The sequence below is a fragment of the Streptomyces sp. NPDC057307 genome (genome assembly GCF_042667665.1).
In the GTDB taxonomy this organism is placed as follows: domain Bacteria; phylum Actinomycetota; class Actinomycetes; order Streptomycetales; family Streptomycetaceae; genus Streptomyces.
In genome coordinates this window covers 1-3,602 of record NZ_JBHUZM010000263.1, presented here as the reverse complement: position 1 = coordinate 3,602, position 3,602 = coordinate 1, and the positions used below count along the sequence as shown (strand labels likewise).

3 protein-coding genes are annotated in these 3,602 nt (G+C 72.3%); 1 reads left to right on the top strand and 2 read right to left on the bottom strand.

Annotation, left to right across the window (positions count from 1 at the left end; translation table 11 throughout):
• Nucleotides 1-194: 194 nt before the first annotated feature.
• Together hemQ and hemG are read right to left on the bottom strand one after the other, a co-directional pair.
• A complete protein-coding gene (hemQ, locus tag ACFUN8_RS37150) occupies nucleotides 195-911 on the bottom strand; it encodes a hydrogen peroxide-dependent heme synthase (protein ID WP_383647812.1) in 717 nt (238 codons plus the stop codon).
• Between the two features lie 4 nt (nucleotides 912-915).
• Nucleotides 916-2,364 carry a protoporphyrinogen oxidase gene (gene hemG / locus ACFUN8_RS37145; protein WP_383647809.1) on the bottom strand — a complete coding sequence of 483 codons (1,449 nt, stop codon included), beginning with the start codon at nucleotides 2,362-2,364 and terminating at the stop codon, nucleotides 916-918.
• 160 nt (nucleotides 2,365-2,524) lie between these two features.
• Here hemG and ACFUN8_RS37140 point away from each other — a divergent pair, with 160 nt between their 5' ends.
• Nucleotides 2,525-3,526 (top strand): DUF4349 domain-containing protein, encoded by a 1,002-nt coding sequence (locus tag ACFUN8_RS37140; RefSeq protein WP_383647806.1) that lies wholly within the window; start codon nucleotides 2,525-2,527, stop codon nucleotides 3,524-3,526.
• Nucleotides 3,527-3,602: the final 76 nt, after the last annotated feature.

Sequence of the window (3,602 nt, the reverse complement as noted above, 5' to 3'; positions counted from 1 at the left end):
GCGGCGCGCCGGGGGCGCGCCGCACACGGAGCCGAACCCGGTGTCGCTGGACGAGAGGTCCGGCCGCGGGCTGCCGCCGGTCGTCTGATCTTCCGGGTGGGACGGCCGGGCCGCCCGGGGGCGGATCCGACCGTCATGCAGTTGTGCGATCACGCTACGCGGATCGCGGGCCGCGCCTGTGGATCAGGCGTGGTTCAGGCGAGTTCGGCGACCAGGTCCGCCACCGACTTGCGGCGGCCGGTGTAGAACGGCACCTCTTCCCGTACGTACAGCCGTGCCTTCGAACCACGCAGATGACGCATCAGGTCGACGATCCGGTCCAGCTCGTCGGCCTCGAAGGCGAGAATCCACTCGTAGTCACCGAGCGAGAAGGATGACACGGTGTTGGCGCGCACGTCCGGATATCCACGGGCCATCTTTCCGTGGTCGGCGAGCATCGTACGCCGCTCCTCGTCGGGCAGCAGATACCAGTCGTAACTGCGCACGAACGGATAGACGCTCACCCACTCGCGAGGCGTCTCGTCGGCCATGAAGGCCGGCACATGGGACTTGTTGAACTCGGCGGGGCGGTGCAGCGCCATGTTCGACCAGACGGGTTCGAGCGCCCGCCCGAGCTTCGTACGGCGGAAGAGGTTGTACGCCCCCTGCAGCTCGTCCGCGGTCCCGGCGTGCCACCAGATCATCAGGTCGGCGTCGGCGCGCAGCCCGGAGACGTCGTACGTGCCGCGCACGGTGATGTCCTTGGCGGCGAGCTGGTCGAACAGCTCCTGGACCTCGTCGGCGTAACCGGCCCGGTCCTCCGGCAGCAGATCGCGCAGCTTGAAGACGGACCACAGCGTGTAGCGGACGACGTCGTTGAGATCCTTGGCCTTCTTGCCCGCGTTGGGGGTCTTGTCTGGTGCGGAAGTCATACGGCTATTCTCCCGTGCCCCGATCCGTGCCCCGCGCCAGGGTCGGGGTGGCCATGATCTCGTCGGCGGCGCGCCGGGCGCTCGCGATGCAGGCGGGGATGCCGACGCCGTCGTACGGGGCGCCGCAGACGCGCAGTCCGGGGAGTTTCGCGACGGCGTCGCGGATGCGGACGACGCGGGCGGGGTGGCCGACCGGGTACTGGGGCAGGCCGCCGATCCACCGGGTCACCTCGGTGGCGACGGGCCGCGCGGCGAGTCCGGTCGCGGCGCCGAGGTCGCGCAGGGACACCCCGACGAGTTCGGCGTCCTCGCGCTGGAGTTGGTCCTCCTCGCCGTACCGGCCGATCGACGTACGCAGGACGAACAGGTCCGGCGCGGACTCGGCGACCCAGCTCCACTTCCGGGTGGAGAAGGTGGCGGCCTTGATGGTGCGGCCGTCGACGGGCGGGACGAGGAAGCCGCTGCCGTCGGGCAGGCCGGTGAGCGCGGCGCGGTGGAAGGCCATCGTCACCAGGGCCATGGACGCGTACTCGATCCCGGCGAGTTCGGCGGACGCGGCGGGTGACTCGTGCGCGAGGAGGGCGGACGCGGACCAGGCGGGGTTCGCCATGATCACCCCGTCGGCGGCGACGATCTCCTGGTCGGTCCTGACGGCCCAGCCGTCGGCGGTGCGGGTGAGGGCGAGGACCGGCGTCTCCGTACGGATGTCGCCTCCCCGCGCCCGTACGGCGTCGGCGACGGCGCCCGGCAGCCTGCCGACACCGCCGTCGATACCGGTGAACACGGCGTCGGCGCGGGGGTTTTCGGCGGCCTTGGCCTGGACGGCGCGGACGGCGTCGAGCAGCGAGTCATGTGTACGGAGCGCCTCGTAGAGCTGGGGGACGGCGGCGCGCATCGAGATGCGGTAGGCGTCGCCCGCGTAGACGCCGCCGAGCAGGGGCTCCACCAGCCGGTCCACGACCTCGTGCCCCAGCCGCTCAGCGACGTACTCGCCGATGGACACGTCGTCGCCGACCGACGCCGGTCCGAGGTCCCGCTCACGGCCGATCCTGGCGACGCCTTCCACGGAGAGCAGACCGGCGAGGGCCGAGGCGTCGCCCGGCACGCCCATCACATGGCCCTTGGGCATGGCACGCAGCTCCCCGCGCGACCAGACGGACGCCGAGGCCGTGGCGGGGGGCTGGAGGCTCTCAGCGAGCCCCACGGAGCGCGCGAGGTCGACGGCCTCGGGGCGGCGCGCGAGCATGGACTCCGCGCCGAGGTCGACGGGCGCGCCCCCGATCTCGCCGGTGCGGAGTTTGCCGCCGAGGCGGTCGGTCGCCTCCAGGAGGGTCACGCGGGCTCCGGCGGACAGCAGCCGGTCGGCGGCGGCGAGGCCGGCGATGCCGCCCCCGACGACGACGACATGGGGCGTGGGACCGGCGGGAGGCGCGGGATTCGGACTGCTCACCATGGCCTCCACTCTCTCAGACCACTCGCGGACCCCCGGGGCGCGCCCCGGCCCGTACCGAGTCCCGACCGTGACCGCTTCGCGACCGGAGAAGCGCAACCCGCGTCCGCGCCGGTCCGTCGAACCGGCGACACATACGCACGGCATCCTTGGGGGGACCGACATGCGTGCACTTCCCGCATTCGCGGCAGCACTTCTCACCGTCTCACTCGCTCTGGCGGGCTGCAGCGGGGTGAGTTCGGACGGCGGCGCAGACTCGAAGGCCGACAGCGCGGCCCGGGCGGAGACGGGCGAGCAGGGGGCGGGCGCGGCGGCCGAGAAGGCCGACGGCCAACAGCGGGCGGACAACGGCAAGGCCGTCGACGAGGCTTCCGCGAAGACACATGTGATCCGCACCGCCACCCTCTCGGTGGAGGTGAAGAGCGCCACGAAGGCCCTCGCCGTGGCCCGGTCGGTCGCGCTGGACGCGGGCGGTGCGATCGAGGACGAGACCACGGAGCGCGTCGACGACACACATGTGGCCTCGAACGTCGTGCTGCGGGTCCCGGAGGCCGAGTACGACTCCGTCCTCGCCGAACTGGCGGGCACCGGGAAGCTGTTGTCGCGTACGGCGAACGCGAAGGACGTCACCGAGCAGGTGGTCGACGTGAACAGCCGGATCGCGACGCAGCGCGCGAGCGTCAACCGCGTACGGAAGTTGATGGACCAGGCGGAGGACATCACGGACGTGGTGGCCCTGGAGTCGCAACTGAACACGCGTCAGGCCGAGTTGGAGTCCCTGCTGGCCAAGCAGGCGTCGCTCGCCGACCGGACGACGATGGCGACCATCACGCTCGAACTGAGCGAGCGGACGAAGGAGGAGAAGGACTCCGGGGACGACGACCCGGGCTTCCTGGACGCGCTCGGCGGCGGCTGGGACGCGTTCGTGACGGTACTGCGGTGGACGGTGGTGGTCGTGGCCGCGATCCTGCCCTTCGTCGTGGCGCTGGCGTTGCTGTTCGGGTTGTGGCTGCTGTTCGGCGCCCGGCTGCGGCTGCGGCGTACGGGGACTCCCGCTCCCGCCCCCGTCGAGTCCTTCGCCCCCGCCGCGGCGCCGGACCCGGCACCCGGCCCGGACCCGGCGCCCGACGCGGACCCGGCGCCGGACCCGGGCAAGCGGGACTGACCCGCCGCCTCCGCGTAGCGTCTGTGTGTGCCGGGTACCCGGTGCCCGGCACACACGCGAAGGGACGCGCAATGGC